The sequence below is a fragment of the Providencia alcalifaciens DSM 30120 genome, assembly GCF_000173415.1.
GTDB lineage: Bacteria > Pseudomonadota > Gammaproteobacteria > Enterobacterales > Enterobacteriaceae > Providencia > Providencia alcalifaciens.
Genome location: NZ_ABXW01000005.1, coordinates 25,048 through 40,534, shown reverse-complemented (window position 1 = coordinate 40,534; position 15,487 = coordinate 25,048). Strand labels below are relative to the sequence as shown.

Here is a 15,487-nt window from a genome sequence, read left to right as displayed (position 1 = left end):
AATATGCAATTTTTTAATATAAAACATATGGTGTTTTTCATTATGCTATTACATATAAATTATTCTTTTGCCATGCCAGAGATTACTTATACTACAAATTCTTTTGGTTATGTTGATATTTCAGGGCCTGCTGACAGAATAACTTATGGCTCAGTTATTGCAAACACGGGCAGCTGGAGTGCTTTAAAGATCTGTAATAATAGCGATATTAATTATACGCTGAGCAGAATAGATTATGAGCCTATTGCGCAATGGACCGGACAAACATTTCAATCTACGAGTGCACATCCAGTGATTTATTTATTTGAAACTGGAGTTACTGGGTTTTCATTCGCTCCAGTAGGAGGGTTTAGTTATACTACAAATGATTTTCGACCCTTGCCTGGTATAACAACTACTGTTTGGCAAGGAAGCATAAATAATAGCTTGCGTATATCGTCTCCTAAGCTTGTGACTATCGGGGCTTATATTTATAAAGGTCCTGATAGAATTGTAGGGAGTACTGTTTTACCGTCTATGAAAATGTATCGCTATGTTTGCTACGATGAAGCGGGAAAAGCACGAGAAGCAGCCAATGTACAGTATAATGCAGTGACTATTAATGGTGCCGTTACTGGTTGTGAGCCAACGAGCAAAGTAATGGCATTAGATATGGATAAGATCCCAGCGAGTTCTATTGAGAATTCTGATGCATCCTCAAATATACGAACGAAACAACAAACATTTTCATTGCAATGTGATCCGAATATTGACGTTCTTGTCTCTTTTGTTGATTTAACTGATACAACGAACAATACCAGTGTCGCACATTTAACATCTGATTCCACTGCGTCGGGAGTTGGTTTTGCAGTTACTAGTGGAAGTGGTCAGCGATTTTTATTTGGGCCTGATGGTTCTGCTGCAGGCATTCCTGGGCAGAAAAAGTATTATGTACAGCGATCTGGAACTGCAAATAAAAACAACCCGATGAGCTTTACGATAGGTTTCAGCTATGTCAGAAAACCGGAAGAAACATTTAAGACTGGGTCAGCTAAAGCGATGATTGGTTTAACTTATTCTTATCAGTGATGTATGAGCCCTCATTTAGAAAACCGCTAAACGACATATCCTAACTAGTTTGAAATTGAGTATCAGAGAGCTTTAAAGAGAGAATGATCGGATATCATTAAATATCCGATTTAGATCGACAGCATAAAAACGCTCACCTGGAGAATTGTTCTCACTGGAGGGTATTTTTATTTAGCGAATAGACATTATTTCAGTTCTACTGAGAGGTTGTAATGCAAAGTATTACGATTAACTTGCCGATTACCTTCTTGCCGAACTTGTAAGAAAGACTCACAAGTTGAATTTTGAACAAACTCACCCTCTTCGTAGATAACTTTAACATGTTGAGTTATTGCTTGAGGAGTTACCTGATAAAGGTTGGCAATTTCAGCCTGAGATAATCACAGCGTATCCGATTCAAAGCGGCATTTGACGTGAATTTTCCCATCTTCACTACGGAATAAAACAAATTCACCCTGTGGTGCTTCAGGAAGATTTTCACTCATCAAATTGCCTCCATTTGGATATTCGGAAAAAGCTTCAAAACCAACAATATACTATGTTGCACACAAAGATAGGATGGTTAGCAAGAACCATTTTAGCTCTGCATGTCTTTATCGCGAAACCGCGAGCCAAAAAAGGGTAGTGAATGCCTACCAACCTTTATAGATTAAGACAAACTACAAAAAATGGTATTGATACAAAGGTAAGAGGAGAAAAAGTGGCGGAAGATCACAGGAGTCGAACCTGCCCGGGACTGCTGGCAGCCCCAACTGGATTTGAAATCCAGCCGCCTCACCGGAGACGACGATCTTCCTCTATTTGGTAGGTGTTCGATTATAAACTGAATTATTTATTTTCCAAGGTATTGTAAGAACAACCCTACAAATTATTGACGCACGCCAATAAGTCCTGTCTCCATTCTCAAAAACTGATAACAAAAAGCACAATTGTGATATTGAGGTTTATATATTTGTCCCCATATACTTATTCATGTCCACATACGGCGCGCTGATTTCAAGAGCAATCACCCCGCCAACACTTTCATTGTCAGCACAGTAAGCCTTGGCTCCCGAGCGCAAGCCTGCATTCAAGGATGTTTTTTTATGACAAATTCATTATTAGCCAATTCAGCATTACCTCGCTTTGAACACATTGAACCTGCACATATTTTTCCAGCTGTCGAACAAACTTTAGGCGAATATCGCCAAACCGTTGAGAAATTACTCGCCGCGAACAACCATTACACTTGGGACAATCTGTGCCAACCATTAGAAGAAGCAAGCGACAAACTTTCCCGTGTTTGGTCTCCTGTTAGCCACCTACATTCTGTGAAAAATAGCCCTGAGCTACGTGAAGCCTATGAACAATGCCTGCCATTACTGTCTGAATTCAGTACATGGATGGGGCAACATGAGCCGCTATATCAAGCCTATAAATCCCTAAAAGAAGGGGATGAATTTAAACATTTAAGCCAATCTCAGCGTAAATCTATCGAAAATACACTGCGTGACTTTGAACTGTCCGGCATCGGACTACCTGCTGAAAAACAGCAACGTTATGGTGAGATCGTCGCACGTTTATCGGAGATCGCCTCTAAATTTAGTAACAATGTACTCGATGCCACTATGGGTTGGAGCAAGCTTATCAAAGATGAAAGCGAGCTTGCTGGCATGCCTGAGAGTGCAATCGCCGCAGCAAAAGCCATGGCGGAATCCAAAGGTGAAGAAGGCTACTTACTGACGTTGGATATGCCAAGTTACCTGCCTGTTATGACCTATGCGGATAACGCTGAACTGCGCCGTGAAATGAGCTATGCCTATAGTACCCGAGCTTCAGACCAAGGTCCGAATGCTGGTAAATGGGATAACAGCGAACTTATTGATGAATTAATGGCGCTACGACATGAACTGGCTCAACTGCTTGGTTTTAAAAACTTCGCAGAAAAATCTCTCGCAACAAAAATGGCGGAATCCCCAGAGCAAGTGTTAGGTTTTCTGAATGACTTGGCTAACCGAGCTCATCAACAAGGTAAAGAAGAGCTCGCTGAACTCACCGCATTCGCGAAAGAAAATTATGGTGTTGAAACGCTTGAGTCATGGGACTTAGCGTATTACAGCGAAAAACAAAAACAGCATAAATTCTCACTCAGTGATGAGCAACTGCGTCCTTATTTCCCTGAACAGCGTGTATTAAATGGCTTATTTGAAGTTGTTAATCGTATTTATGGTTTAACAGCAAAAGAGCGCCATGATGTTGAAACTTGGCATAATGATGTGCGTTTCTTCGAGCTGTATGATGATACCAACACACTGCGTGGTAGCTTCTATCTGGATTTATATGCTCGTGAACACAAACGCGGTGGTGCATGGATGGATGATTGCGTGGGTCGCATGGTACATAAAGATGGCTCACTACAGAATCCGGTTGCTTACTTAACATGTAACTTTAATAAACCATTGGGGGATAAACCCGCGTTATTCACTCATGATGAAGTTATCACCTTATTCCATGAATTTGGTCATGGTCTGCACCATATGTTAACCCAAATTGATGTTGCTGATGTGGCGGGTATCAATGGGGTTCCATGGGATGCGGTTGAACTACCAAGCCAATTTATGGAGAACTGGTGCTGGGAACCGGAAGCGCTCGAGTTTATCTCTGGTCACTATGAAACCAATGAACCTCTGCCGGCTGAAATGCTAAAAAGCATGTTAGCCGCGAAAAACTACCAGTCTGCAATGTTTGTTCTGCGCCAACTGGAGTTTGGTTTGTTCGATTTCACCTTACATGCTGAATACGACCCAGCGAAAGGTGCGCAAGTGATGCCAACACTGTATGCCATCAAAGAAAAAGTTGCAGTGGTGCCATCTCCAAAATGGGGGCGCTTCCCTCATGCGTTTAGTCATATCTTTGCAGGCGGTTACGCTGCGGGTTATTACAGCTATTTATGGGCGGATGTCCTGGCTGCTGATGCCTTTTCTCGCTTCTCAGAAGAAGGTATTTTCAATCGCCAAACGGGTCAATCCTTCCTCGACAATATTTTAAGTCGCGGTGGTTCTGAAGAACCGATGGTATTGTTCGAGCGTTTCCGTGGTCGTAAACCTGAATTAGATGCGATGTTGAAGAGCTACGGTATTCATGGCTAATCACATTGCTATCCAATTAATCTGTGAAGAGGGTGCCGATGCAGGCACCCTTGCTCAACTTGCTGAAAAATGGCAACTCACTCATACGCCTGATGCTTTAATGGCATTAGTGCTAACCCCTGAAAACCTACAACTACGAAAAATGGATGAACCCAAATTAGGCGGCATTTTTGTGGATTTTGTTTCAGGTGCTATGGCACATCGCCGAAAATTTGGGGGAGGACGAGGTGAAGCTGTTGCAAAAGCCGTGGGAATTAAAAAAGAATATCTGCCTGATGTTATTGATGCGACGGCGGGTTTAGGTCGAGATGCCTTTGTACTCGCAGCATTAGGTTGTAAGGTGCGAATGTTAGAGCGTCACCCTGTGGTGGCAGCACTCCTCGATGATGGTTTACAGCGCGGTTATCACGATCCTGAAATTGGTGAATGGTTGCAATCACGTATGTCACTGATCCACGCATCAAGCATTACAGCATTAGCTGAAATCACTGAGGCGCCTGACGTTATTTACCTCGACCCGATGTACCCACATCGACAAAAAAGTGCATTGGTGAAGAAAGAGATGCGGGTGTTTCAATCATTGGTCGGGGCTGATGATGATGCTGATTCTTTATTGGCTCCAGCAATTGCGCTGGCTAAACGCCGTGTTGTGGTTAAGCGACCTGATTACGCTGAACCGCTTGCGGGGCAAAAAGCACCTTCAGCAGTCACAACCAAAAGCCATCGATTTGATATCTATCCCTGTATTAAACACAGCGATTAAAACGTAACGGCGAAGGGCGTTTGCACGGCTTATTACAAGTACATTAGCAACAAACTTGCGCGACCGCCCTTTCGCTTACGTTTTGGGTTAAACCTTACACAACACCTTGTGCAAACATAGCATCAGCGACTTTAACAAAGCCTGCAATGTTCGCGCCTTGGACGTAGTTGGTTTGTTTGGCTTCGCCACCGAATTCAACACAGTGGTGGTGAATGTCCAACATGATGTGGTGTAAACGCGTATCCACTTTTTCTGCTTTCCAGCTTAAGCGTGCTGCGTTCTGCGCCATTTCCAGACCAGAAGTTGCAACACCGCCAGCGTTTGCTGCTTTACCTGGAGCAAACAGAACGCCAGCTTCCAGGAATAACTCAGTTGCAGGAATAGTAGTTGGCATGTTTGCGCCTTCCGCGACAGCTTTAACACCGTTTTGGATCAGCACTTTAGCCGCTTCCACATCCAGTTCGTTCTGTGTTGCACATGGCAATGCGATATCCACAGGAACACCCCAAGGTTGTTTGCCCGCTAAGTAAGTCAAACCAAACTCTTTCGCGTATTCTTCAACACGGCCGTAGTTGTTTTTGATAGCTTCTAAGCGTGCTAATTTTTCAGGTGTGAAGCCTGCTTCATCGACCACTGTACCGCTGGAGTCAGATGCAGTGATGACTTTCGCGCCTAATTCCATACATTTTTCAATGGTGTATTGAGCAACGTTACCTGAGCCAGATACTGCAACACGCATCCCTTCAAAACCTAAACCGTGACGTTTAAGCATGGCGTCAGTGAAGTAAACGAGACCGTAACCGGTTGCTTCTGGACGAATTAAGCTGCCACCAAATGACAGACCTTTACCGGTGAAAACGCAAGAGGTGTCATTAGACAGTTTTTTCATCATCCCAGTCATAAAGCCAACTTCACGACCGCCCACCCCGATATCCCCAGCCGGAACGTCAGTATCCGCGCCTAAGTGACGATAAAGTTCAGTCATTAACGCTTGGCAGAAACGCATCACTTCACCATGGCTTTTTCCTTTAGGATCAAAGTCTGCCCCCCCTTTTGCACCACCCATAGGGAGGGTTGTTAGTGCATTTTTTAGGGTTTGTTCGAAACCTAAGAATTTCAGGATGGATAAGTTCACAGAAGGGTGGAAACGCATGCCGCCTTTGAATGGACCAATCGCAGAGCTGAATTGTACACGCCATGCGCGGTTTACTTGCACCTTGCCTTGATCGTCCATCCAACATACGCGGAACTGGATCACTCTTTCTGGCTCAACGAAGCGTTCGAGTAGTGCTTGATCGCGATATTTTGAATTTTGTTCAATGAAAGGCCAGAGAGAAGTGAATACTTCACGTACCGCTTGTAGGAATTCAGGTTGTGAAGGATCTCTTTTTTGGACAGACTCCAAGAATGAAGATAGTGTTTGCGCCATCTTTTTCTTCCTTTTTAATGTGGATATTGTTGTGAGATGCCTCACTATTTCTTATCTTTTTTTTTAGAAAATGTGAGGTCGATTTGTGTTTGCCTATTGAATATATCATTAGTTTATATTCTTAATTCAAGGTTTTTTTTTACTCATTTGAAAAAAAAATTACTTGACCTGCCAATCACTCCCTTCAGACGATTATTTTGTCACAAAAAAAACGCCTGCATAGGCAGGCGTTTTTAGTGAATAGTTTTTCAATTTGACTGTAATGAATTATTCTTCTTCATCATTCAGTGGAACAATCAGCATATCCACATGAACGGTATTAATCAGCTGACGAGCAGAAGACATCAACTTACTCCAGAAATCTTGGTGATGCCCGCAAACAACGAGGTCCATGTCGTATTTCTTGATAGCATCAACTAATACTTGACCTAAATCACCACTACCACTCAGTGTTTCTTGAATGTCATAGCCGGCGCCCGCTGAAAGGTCTTTTAATGAATTACGAGTTTCATCAGTGATGCGTTGCTGCATATCACCTAAATTCACATCGATAAGACCGGTGTACAGATCCGAGTAATTAACATCAACATGGATCATGGATACTTTGGCTCCGTACGGTTTCGCCATAGAGACAGCCTTATCCAGTAAAACTTTACTTTCAGGTGATAAATCAACCGCGACAAGAATATGTTTATAAGCCATAAGTAAACTCCTTCCAAATGCTGATTTAACTGGTGGTTAACGACGTTCACCAATATCTTATGAATATACTATACCTGCTAATAGCGATAATGAAGTGTCGTTTTGATCACATCTAGCAGATTAATTTTTAAGGATTAAAAGACAGAACATTTGATAAAACAATAACATCATTCATTCAATATTAATATATATCGACTCAAAATTCGAATTCCAATGATGCCTGTAAGTGTAATCAACAATCGATAAATTAACAGCTTGCAGCGAACAGTTTTTTGAGCTCAAAATTAGAACTAACTGCACTTTTTTTAAGCAACAATTTGTCCTACAATGAAAATAAATGATGTGTGTGCAGTATTTTGGCGGTATTTCCTTTAATGACAACGGGGCAATTTAGGTTCGTTCTAAGGAGGGGATTATGTTCAGTATAATCGCATTGTTTTGGGCATTATGCATTTTGTGCATCTTGAATATGATGCGCTATTTTTCTTCCATTCGCGTTTTATTATCTATTCTGCGGGACTCCGATCCCCTACTTTATCAATCCGTTGATGGTAATGGCTTTTTTACCACCCATGGGCAACTCAATAAGCAACTGCGCCTTGTTCGCTATATCAATTCCAAGCAATACCTTGAGCACTACGATCCTGATGTAATATTCCGTTGTGAACGTATTCGTAAGCAGTTTATGTTAATCAGCAGATTGAGCATTTTAGTCGTCGTGAGCTTGGCCTATATGCTAATCGCTAACTAGTTTGGCGTGGCTTATTCCCTTTATTCAAACCAAAAAAATAGTGATGACCGAAGCCGGTCATCACTATTTTAGAATGCTGATTGCACCATAGAACGTTAAATAAACGCACTATCGCTGATTAAATAATCTTCAGAGCAATCCAGTACAAGACACCCGATAAAACGATAGAAACCGGAAGGGTCAGTAACCATGCCAATGCAATGCTCTTAATGGTTTTACTCTGAACACCGCCACCGTCAACAACCATTGTCCCTGCAACCGCAGAAGAAAGGACTTGCGTTGTCGAAACAGGCATTCCCGTATAACTTGCCACGCCGATAGATACAGCCGCAGTTACCTGAGCCGACACACCTTGCGCATAAGTCATCCCTTTCTTACCGATTTTCTCACCGATAGTCACTGCCACACGCTGCCAACCGAACATGGTACCGAGAGCCAGAGCTAACGCAACAGCGACGATAATCCATAATGGAGCATATTCAACGGTATACAGCAGATCATTACTCAGTTTTTTCAGTAAGCTTGCATCTTTCGCACTCGTTTCAGGTAATTTCGCCACCGCATTCGCAGTATCCGAAATACACATTAACAAGCGACGAGTTTGGTTGCGTTGCTCTGGTGTTAACTCATCATAGCTCTGAATGCCACTCAGCATCTTCTGAGCTTGGCTTAAGATGATCGGGGTACGTGAACTATCACAATGGAACTCGCCTTCTTCAGGCTTGCTCTCAGCGACCATTGGCGTATTTTCAATCGCATGGTTTAACGCTGGTTTATGTGTTTCATAGTATTGTTGCAGGTGAACCACCGCATCATGGGTTCTCGCGATATCATAACCGTTAGAATTCATGTTAACGACGAAGCCTGCTGGCGCAACACCGATAAGTACCAGCATAATCAGACCAATACCTTTTTGCCCATCGTTCGCACCGTGAGAAAAACTCACACCAACAGCGGATAGGATCAAAGCGGTACGCGTCCAAAATGGTGGTTTGCGTTTACCATCTTTCTTCTCGCGTTCAGCTGGCGTTAAGTGAATACGGCGACGTTTTTTGGTTCCACTCCAATAACGGCGTAGCACAAAAATCATCAGCCCAGCGATCACAAAACCGATAGCAGGAGAAAGAATTAAGGACATGAAAATGCTGATCATTTTAGGAATATTCAGCGCATCAACCACCGAAGATTCAGTCACAATTGCGTTGGTCAAACCAACACCAATAATTGCACCGATCAGCGTGTGAGAACTTGATGCAGGAATCCCTAAATACCAGGTTCCAAGGTTCCAGATGATAGCTGCCAAGAGCAATGAAAAGACCATTGCAAGGCCGTGAGCAGAACTCACGTTAAGGAGAAGGTCTGTTGGTAAAAGATGAACAATGGCGTATGCCACGCTCAACCCTCCCAGCAAGACACCGAAAAAGTTAAATACCCCGGCCATGACAACCGCAAACTGAGCACGCATTGCTCGGGTGTAGATCACCGTCGCGACCGCGTTAGCAGTATCATGAAAGCCATTAATCGCCTCATAGAACAGCACAAATAACAGTGCTAGAACTAACAAAAGACCTGTGTAAAATTCTAAACCTGTAAAAAGATGTAGCATAGACGTTAAGCCATTATATGTTGGACATGAACGCGGCGCATTATCAGTGACAAACGCTAGCGGTGGAAGCGAAATCTGACCTTTTTTTGATTTAAATACTAATCAAAAAAGCATCAAATACAAACTATCCCTTTAATATCATTTGGTTACCATAATTAAAGTTATTCTGAATTTTTGAAACTTTTTTATGATAATTTGTGAATATAAGGGGGAAATAGTCTTTTTTCGCGATTTTTCCTAATTATAATACGTCTACCGTACTTTTCATTAATTCTTCGTTGATCCGTTGCATTACAACCGGCGCTAAATCGCGTAAAATAGCGGTATTAATTATCGTAATTACGATTAAAATCAAATATATATAGAGAATTCCAATTGTGAGAAATATCGATGTTATTATTTTAGGTGCAGGTGCTGCTGGGCTATTTTGTGCTTCACTCGCGGGTAAGCGCGGTTTAAACACCCTTGTGCTGGATAATGGCAAAAAATTAGGGCGTAAAATTTTGATGTCCGGTGGTGGTCGATGCAATTTCACCAATATGTACGCCGATCACAATAACTACCTTTCAACCAATCCTCACTTTTGTAAGTCAGCACTTGCTCGCTATACACAATGGGACTTTATTGAACTAGTCGGTAAATACCAAATTCCTTATCACGAAAAAACGCTAGGGCAGCTATTTTGCGATAATAGCGCACAAGATATTGTCGATATGCTGCAAAATGAGTGTGATTTGCCCAACATTACGATAAAACTACGTAGTGAAGTCACTCAAGTAGACAAAACAGATGAAGGTTATGTTGTTACTGTAAACGGAACTCAAGTAAGTGCTCGCTCACTTGTAGTCGCAACGGGTGGACTCTCAATGCCAGGTTTAGGTGCAACACCGTTTGGCTATCGCCTTGCTGAGCAATTTGGGCATACAATCATCCCTACCCGTGCAGCTTTAGTACCATTTACCTTACACAAACCGCTGTTAGAAGCCCTACAAGCGCTTTCCGGTGTATCTGTCGCGGCAACCGTCACTTCCGCCAGCGGTGTCCTATTCAAAGAAAACATCCTGTTCACCCACCGAGGATTATCAGGACCTGCAATTTTACAAATTTCAAATTACTGGCAACCCGGTGAGTATGTGAGTATTAACTTACTTCCAGAAATTTCTCTGGAGGACTATCTCACTACAGAAAAACAGCGACATCCTAATCAATCACTGAAAAATACATTGGCTACACAGTTGCCTAAGCGCTTAATCGAAGTCTTACAACAATTAGGGCAAATCCCCGACTGTCCGCTAAAACAACTTAACCACGCACAAATCGACTCTCTCAATGACACATTGCATAACTGGCAAGTGCAGCCGAATGGCACCGAAGGCTACCGTACTGCAGAAGTCACCCTTGGTGGCGTCGATACTCATGAAATTTCATCAAAAACGATGGAGTCCCTCAAATCATCTGGACTCTATTTCATTGGGGAAGTCCTTGATGTCACGGGTTGGCTAGGTGGCTATAATTTTCAATGGGCGTGGAGCTCAGCTTCTGCTTGTGCAGAAAGCTTACCCCATCACATGAAGTAGCCCATTTTATTTAATCCATTGAAAAATAATGGATATTATTTATTTTCAACCAAATCAGTTAGTTGAGCAGCGGGTTTAAATAAATCTAAAATTGGTTAAAAATAACCCTTTACAAACGATAGTGATAACTATTATCATTATCACATCTTCCGCAGGTGACTAACTTAGTCAGTCTCTTGTAGGAGGTACGACATTGCTCACATTGCTTCCAGTGTTTACTTTAGCCAGCTTAATGCTGGCTATTTTTTTATCTATAACTTTCTACAAATCACCTCTATTTGAACCTTTCTATAACCTGCTGACCCCCTCATTTCCATACGGCAAATAATCATTGTGATACGCCTCAATCTTATTCAAATTTTTTGGATCCTATGGTTAATGACCCCTACTTTTCTCTTTCTACAATTTGGCTAAACTGTCATCAACAAGTTAAGCAAGAGCCCAATGAAAATGGGATATCCGCTTTTAAGGAGATGACTCAATGATCTATTTACGCCAAGCAAATGAACGTGGACACGCAAACCACGGTTGGTTGGACAGTTGGCACACGTTCTCATTTGCTAACTATTACGATGAAAAATTTATGGGTTTCTCAGCGTTAAGAGTCATCAATGAAGACTACATCGCTGCGGGACAAGGGTTTGGTACTCATCCCCACAAAGATATGGAAATTCTGACCTATGTTCTTGATGGTGCCGTTGAGCACAAAGATAGCATGGGGAATATGGAGCAGATCCCTGCGGGTGAATTCCAAATCATGAGTGCGGGAACAGGAGTTCGCCACTCAGAATACAATCCTGATAACGAAAAAGAACTACGTTTATACCAAATTTGGATTATTCCAGATAAAAACGGCATTGAACCACGCTATGAGCAAAAACGTTTTGACTCAAAAAGTGGTAAACAATTGGTGTTATCACCAGATGCACGCGATGGCTCATTGAAAGTAAACCAAGATATGACGCTATGGCGTTGGGCGCTCCCTGCTAATGATCAAAGCACCTATGACATTGCAGAAAAACGCGTTATTTGGATCCAAGTCGTCAAAGGTAATATCGAAGTGAATGGTCAAAAAGCAACCACCAGTGATGGTTTAGCGATTTGGCAAGAAAAGCAGCTGACAATTAAAGCTGATGAAGAGAGTGAAATTTTAGTCTTTGACTTACCCGCTGTGGAATAAATCCTCCGGTAAGTAAACGCTAACACCAATGGGAAAGGCTCTACATCACTGTAGAGCCTTTTTTTATACCCTATGCCCGCTATTACAGTTTAGGACCGGCTTTAACCAGTGCTGCACCTGCTGGGGTATCAGTGTACTTATCGAAATTCTTCACGAAACGATCGGCTAAATCTTTAGATTTCTCATCCCACTGAGATTTGTCCGCGTAAGTATTACGTGGGTCAAGGATATTAGTATCCACGCCCGGTAATGCGGTTGGGACTTCTAAATCAAAGACTGGCAGCTTGATAGTATCCGCTTTTTCGATATCACCACTTAAGATTGCATCGATGATTGCACGCGTATCTTTAATAGAAATACGTTTGCCTGTACCGTTCCAACCAGTGTTAACTAAGTAAGCTTTCGCTCCTGCTGCTTCCATACGTTTCACTAACACTTCAGCATATTGAGTTGGGTGCAACGATAAGAACGCCGCACCGAAACATGCAGAGAATGTTGGCGTTGGTTCAGTTACACCACGTTCTGTACCTGCTAATTTCGCAGTAAAACCAGAGAGGAAGTGATACTGAGTTTGTTCCGGCGTTAAACGAGAAACAGGTGGTAACACACCGAATGCATCCGCCGTCAGGAAGATAACTTTTGTCGCGTGACCCGCTTTAGACACAGGCTTAACGATATTCTCGATATGATAGATTGGATAAGAAACACGGGTATTCTCAGTTTTAGAACCATCATTGAAATCAACAGAACCGTCTGCCAATACCATGACGTTTTCCAGCAATGCATCACGTTTGATAGCGCCGTAAATGTCTGGCTCAGCTTCTTTAGACAGGTTGATGGTCTTCGCGTAGCAACCGCCTTCAAAGTTAAATACGCCGTCGTCATCCCAACCGTGCTCATCATCACCAATTAGCTTACGTTTTGGATCGGTAGACAGTGTCGTTTTACCTGTACCAGATAATCCGAAGAAAATGGCAACGTCGCCTTTTTCACCCACGTTTGCAGAGCAGTGCATAGACGCGATGCCTTTTAATGGCAGCAAGTAGTTCATCATAGAGAACATACCTTTCTTCATTTCGCCGCCGTACCAAGAACCGCCGATTAACTGCATACGCTCAGTTAAGTTGAAAGCAACAAAGTTCTCTGAGTTCAGACCTTGTTCTTTCCAATTTGGGTTTGTGCATTTAGCACCGTTCATCACAATAAAGTCAGGTTCGAAGCCAACTAATTCTTCATCAGATGGACGAATAAACATGTTTTTAACGAAATGAGCTTGCCACGCAACTTCAGTGATAAAGCGAACTTTTAAACGAGTGTCTGCGTTTGCACCACAAAATGCATCAACAACAAACAAACGTTTGCCTGATAACTGCTCAGTCACTAAGTGTTTTAAGCTGCTCCACACTTCTTGACTCATTGGCTTGTTATCGTTTTTACCTTTACCTTGGTCAGCCCACCAAACGGTATCGCGAGTGATATCATCGCGAACGATATATTTATCTTTTGGGGAACGTCCTGTAAAAATACCGGTATCAACAGCAACAGCACCTAATGTAGTGACGGTACCACGTTCATAACCTTCTAGACCTGGTTTGGTTTCTTCCTGAAATAACAGCTCATAACTTGGGTTATAAACGACTTCAGCGACGTCATGAATGCCGTACTTTTCGAGATCCTTCAGGGTAATGCTTTTAGCGCTCATTATATTGCTCCTGGTAAACATAGCTATTCTGCCGACGATCATAAATCTTTACGACTAATTAACAGCGATAGCTATCAAAGAATTGAAAAAGCATAATTTTTTTTAATTCATAATGAGACTTAGAGCACGTTATAATCCTTTAAAATTATAAAAAAAGGGTGCAAAATTGCACCCTCGTCACATAATTAGGTTGCTAAATCGTATCAGTGAAGTTGCTGATTTTGCTCATTATTTAACCCAATGATATCGGATTCAATAAATACGTAGTGTGAGCCACAATATTCACACTCCATATCAATTTTTCCATCTTTGTGCAAAATATCCATAACATCTTCATGAGTTAACGTCGCTAGCGAAGCTTCGCAACGCTCACGTGAACATGTGCAACGAAACTCAACAGATTGTGGATCATACAGTGTGACATCTTCTTCATGATACAGACGATGCAGTACCTCTTTCACGTCTAACTCGCTCAGCTCTTTACCTTTGATAGTCGCAGTCAGTTGCACTAAGTGATCAAAGAACTCATGGCTCGATTCTCCCGCAGCAGGAAGAACTTGCAGCAGCATTCCACCCGCGATTGCTTTACCATCTTGTTCACTAACACGGATGAATAAACGAGTAGGTAACTGCTCTGATTGACGGAAATAAGCATCAATACTCTCTTCAATGCTATTGCCTTCAATTGCTACGATCCCTTGATAACGTTCACCTTGTTTTGGTGTAATTGTAATGACAATAAACCCATTACCAATCATTTGTTGTAATGTGCTACCCGCCACAACAGGACCATCAACACGGGCGACACCGCGCATTTGTTGTAAGTTATTACCGTTAATTACCGCTAACTTAACAGGGCCATCACCTTGAATTTGAACGGTAATATCACCATCGAATTTTAACGTTGCAGTGAGTAAGCTGGTCGCTACCAGTAATTCACCCAGCAGCATTTTAACGGCTTCTGGGTAATCATGATTTTCTAAAATATGATGAAAAGTCTCATCGACAGTAATCATTTCTCCACGTACCGCATGCTGTTCAAACAGGAAACGGTGGAGTTGGTCTTGTTTAGCCATAATTTCTCTCTATTACTCAGGCAGTCTATTAAGACGATTCATGGGAATTAGTTTGTTTAAATTTTAGCAAAGTCCGACGCTCTTTTTTATCTGGGCGTCGGTCAGGATGTGGCATCGTAAGTGCATTCATTTTACGTGCCATTGCCATTTTTTCGCGTTGACTAAGGCTTTCTACTGTTTCACGGTAGAGCAATTGCGCTTCTGGAGCGCCTTTACGTTGGCTGCTGATTTCCAGCACTTCGATAGTCCGTTCGTCATTACCTTGTCGCAATTTTATCATCGCGCCGAGTTCAACAATCTTTCCAGGCTTACTTCTTTGCCCATTATAGTGAACCTTACCACCATCAATCATCTCACGGGCAATGGAGCGTGTTTTATAAAAACGTGCAACCCATAGCCATTTATCAAGGCGAACTTGCTCATCAGGCGCTTGTTTTGTAGATAACGACTTCATGGTGCCTCCTCACACTTAGTTTGAATGCCAAACCAAAATGAGGCTCCATCA

At 42.3% G+C, this 15,487-nt stretch carries 12 protein-coding genes, 1 tRNA gene and 1 pseudogene; 6 read left to right on the top strand and 8 right to left on the bottom strand.

What is annotated here, in order from left to right; all coding sequences use genetic code 11:
• Positions 1 to 3: 3 nt before the first annotated feature.
• On the top strand, positions 4 to 1,068 hold the full coding sequence (locus PROVALCAL_RS02255; RefSeq protein ID WP_006657453.1) for a fimbrial protein: 1,065 nt from the start codon (positions 4 to 6) through the stop codon (positions 1,066 to 1,068).
• 191 nt (positions 1,069 to 1,259) lie between these two features.
• Here PROVALCAL_RS02255 and PROVALCAL_RS19150 read toward each other — a convergent pair.
• Both PROVALCAL_RS19150 and PROVALCAL_RS19655 read right to left on the bottom strand, forming a co-directional pair.
• Positions 1,260 to 1,553 (bottom strand): annotated as a pseudogene (locus PROVALCAL_RS19150) (virulence RhuM family protein); the annotation flags it as partial.
• A gap of 216 nt (positions 1,554 to 1,769) precedes the next feature.
• A tRNA-Sec gene (locus PROVALCAL_RS19655) sits at positions 1,770 to 1,864 on the bottom strand.
• A 289-nt stretch (positions 1,865 to 2,153) separates the two neighbouring features.
• Between PROVALCAL_RS19655 and prlC the strand changes: the two genes are divergently transcribed.
• Entirely contained in the window at positions 2,154 to 4,196 is a 2,043-nt protein-coding gene (prlC, locus tag PROVALCAL_RS02250) for an oligopeptidase A (RefSeq protein WP_006657452.1), read from the top strand.
• Complete coding sequence (gene rsmJ / locus PROVALCAL_RS02245) at positions 4,189 to 4,959, top strand: 16S rRNA (guanine(1516)-N(2))-methyltransferase RsmJ (RefSeq protein WP_006657451.1); 771 nt, start codon at positions 4,189 to 4,191, stop codon at positions 4,957 to 4,959. Before prlC ends, rsmJ begins: the two co-directional genes overlap by 8 nt.
• Positions 4,960 to 5,053: 94 nt before the next feature.
• Here the strand turns inward: rsmJ and gdhA are convergent, their stop codons facing one another.
• Both gdhA and uspA read right to left on the bottom strand, forming a co-directional pair.
• Positions 5,054 to 6,388, bottom strand: coding sequence for an NADP-specific glutamate dehydrogenase (gdhA, locus tag PROVALCAL_RS02240; protein WP_006657450.1), 1,335 nt, complete (start codon positions 6,386 to 6,388; stop codon positions 5,054 to 5,056).
• A 267-nt stretch (positions 6,389 to 6,655) separates the two neighbouring features.
• Complete coding sequence (gene uspA, locus PROVALCAL_RS02235; protein ID WP_006657449.1) at positions 6,656 to 7,090, bottom strand: universal stress protein UspA; 435 nt, start codon at positions 7,088 to 7,090, stop codon at positions 6,656 to 6,658.
• A gap of 415 nt (positions 7,091 to 7,505) precedes the next feature.
• Between uspA and uspB the strand changes: the two genes are divergently transcribed.
• Complete coding sequence (gene uspB / locus PROVALCAL_RS02230) at positions 7,506 to 7,841, top strand: universal stress protein UspB (RefSeq protein ID WP_006663504.1); 336 nt, start codon at positions 7,506 to 7,508, stop codon at positions 7,839 to 7,841.
• A gap of 118 nt (positions 7,842 to 7,959) precedes the next feature.
• Here the strand turns inward: uspB and pitA are convergent, their stop codons facing one another.
• Entirely contained in the window at positions 7,960 to 9,447 is a 1,488-nt protein-coding gene (gene pitA, locus PROVALCAL_RS02225; protein ID WP_006657447.1) for an inorganic phosphate transporter PitA, read from the bottom strand.
• A 377-nt stretch (positions 9,448 to 9,824) separates the two neighbouring features.
• Here pitA and PROVALCAL_RS02220 point away from each other — a divergent pair, with 377 nt between their 5' ends.
• Together PROVALCAL_RS02220 and PROVALCAL_RS02215 are read left to right on the top strand one after the other, a co-directional pair.
• A complete protein-coding gene (locus tag PROVALCAL_RS02220; protein WP_006657446.1) occupies positions 9,825 to 11,024 on the top strand; it encodes a BaiN/RdsA family NAD(P)/FAD-dependent oxidoreductase in 1,200 nt (399 codons plus the stop codon).
• Between the two features lie 481 nt (positions 11,025 to 11,505).
• The gene (locus PROVALCAL_RS02215) at positions 11,506 to 12,204 is read left to right on the top strand and encodes a pirin family protein (RefSeq protein ID WP_006657445.1); all 699 of its coding nucleotides are present in this window, start codon (positions 11,506 to 11,508) and stop codon (positions 12,202 to 12,204) included.
• Between the two features lie 82 nt (positions 12,205 to 12,286).
• Here the strand turns inward: PROVALCAL_RS02215 and pckA are convergent, their stop codons facing one another.
• The 3 genes from pckA to hslR form a co-directional block, all read right to left on the bottom strand.
• Positions 12,287 to 13,906, bottom strand: coding sequence for a phosphoenolpyruvate carboxykinase (ATP) (gene pckA / locus PROVALCAL_RS02210; protein ID WP_006663506.1), 1,620 nt, complete (start codon positions 13,904 to 13,906; stop codon positions 12,287 to 12,289).
• 203 nt (positions 13,907 to 14,109) lie between these two features.
• On the bottom strand, positions 14,110 to 14,982 hold the full coding sequence (gene hslO / locus PROVALCAL_RS02205) for an Hsp33 family molecular chaperone HslO (protein ID WP_006657443.1): 873 nt from the start codon (positions 14,980 to 14,982) through the stop codon (positions 14,110 to 14,112).
• Between the two features lie 28 nt (positions 14,983 to 15,010).
• On the bottom strand, positions 15,011 to 15,436 hold the full coding sequence (gene hslR / locus PROVALCAL_RS02200; protein WP_006657442.1) for a ribosome-associated heat shock protein Hsp15: 426 nt from the start codon (positions 15,434 to 15,436) through the stop codon (positions 15,011 to 15,013).
• Positions 15,437 to 15,487 lie beyond the last annotated feature (51 nt).

Coding starts and splice junctions, on each gene's coding strand:
- PROVALCAL_RS02255 (WP_006657453.1), top strand. CDS start 4: ATGCAATTTTTTAATATAAAACATATGGTGTTTTTCATTATGCTATTA.
- prlC (WP_006657452.1), top strand. CDS start 2,154: ATGACAAATTCATTATTAGCCAATTCAGCATTACCTCGCTTTGAACAC.
- rsmJ (WP_006657451.1), top strand. CDS start 4,189: ATGGCTAATCACATTGCTATCCAATTAATCTGTGAAGAGGGTGCCGAT.
- gdhA (WP_006657450.1), bottom strand. CDS start 6,388: ATGGCGCAAACACTATCTTCATTCTTGGAGTCTGTCCAAAAAAGAGAT.
- uspA (WP_006657449.1), bottom strand. CDS start 7,090: ATGGCTTATAAACATATTCTTGTCGCGGTTGATTTATCACCTGAAAGT.
- uspB (WP_006663504.1), top strand. CDS start 7,506: ATGTTCAGTATAATCGCATTGTTTTGGGCATTATGCATTTTGTGCATC.
- pitA (WP_006657447.1), bottom strand. CDS start 9,447: ATGCTACATCTTTTTACAGGTTTAGAATTTTACACAGGTCTTTTGTTA.
- PROVALCAL_RS02215 (WP_006657445.1), top strand. CDS start 11,506: ATGATCTATTTACGCCAAGCAAATGAACGTGGACACGCAAACCACGGT.
- pckA (WP_006663506.1), bottom strand. CDS start 13,906: ATGAGCGCTAAAAGCATTACCCTGAAGGATCTCGAAAAGTACGGCATT.
- hslO (WP_006657443.1), bottom strand. CDS start 14,982: ATGGCTAAACAAGACCAACTCCACCGTTTCCTGTTTGAACAGCATGCG.
- hslR (WP_006657442.1), bottom strand. CDS start 15,436: ATGAAGTCGTTATCTACAAAACAAGCGCCTGATGAGCAAGTTCGCCTT.